The following is a 633-nucleotide window of genomic DNA, read 5'->3' as shown; positions in this document are numbered from 1 at the left end:
TCCTGCAAGGTGCCCAGGTCGAACAGCAGCGGCGGGCCTTCGCGCACGCGCTCGGTCTCGACCGACACCACCTGCGCGCTGCCCGCGCCGTGGATCTGCTGCGCGGCCTGCTGTGCGACCGGCTGCTGCAGGCAGCGGCCCGTGTCGTCGGTGTAGGCATCGGGCGGAACCCATTGCGCGGTGAAAGACTGGCCGCTAGCGGACAGGGACACGTCGATGGCCCAGTACGGTACGGACACGAAGGCCGCAATTTCGCGGTCGCGGTCCACCACGAGCTTGAGCGTCGGTGTCTGCACGCGGCCGACCGACAGCACGCCGTCGTAGCCCGCTTGTCGACCGAGCACGGTGAACAGGCGGCTGAGGTTCATTCCCACGAGCCAGTCGGCCCGCGATCGCGCCAGCGCCGAGTAGTACATCGGCAGCGTCTCGGCCGATGGCCTGAGCTTGCCCAGCGCGGCGCGGATGGACGCATCGTTGAGTGCCGACAACCATAGCCGCTCGATGGGGCCGCGGTAGCCGCACAGTTCGATGATCTCGCGAGCGATCAACTCGCCTTCGCGGTCGGCATCGGTGGCGATGACAAGCTGGGTCGCCTTCGCCAGAAGCGCCTTGACGACCTTGAATTGCGTGGCG

The 633-nt window shown here is 67.9% G+C and carries 1 protein-coding gene; it reads right to left on the bottom strand.

Translation table 11 applies throughout. The features are described from left to right. Window positions 1–633, bottom strand: a 633-nt coding sequence (locus BRO63_RS03900) for a DNA topoisomerase (RefSeq protein ID WP_256943233.1), incomplete at both ends; no start/stop codon positions are given.

Origin of the sequence: Achromobacter xylosoxidans (assembly GCF_002192695.1) — a bacterium.
Taxonomy (GTDB): domain Bacteria; phylum Pseudomonadota; class Gammaproteobacteria; order Burkholderiales; family Burkholderiaceae_B; genus Achromobacter; species Achromobacter xylosoxidans_C.
The sequence above is the reverse complement of the archived record's forward strand: the minus strand, read 5'-3'. Positions and strand labels throughout refer to the sequence as shown.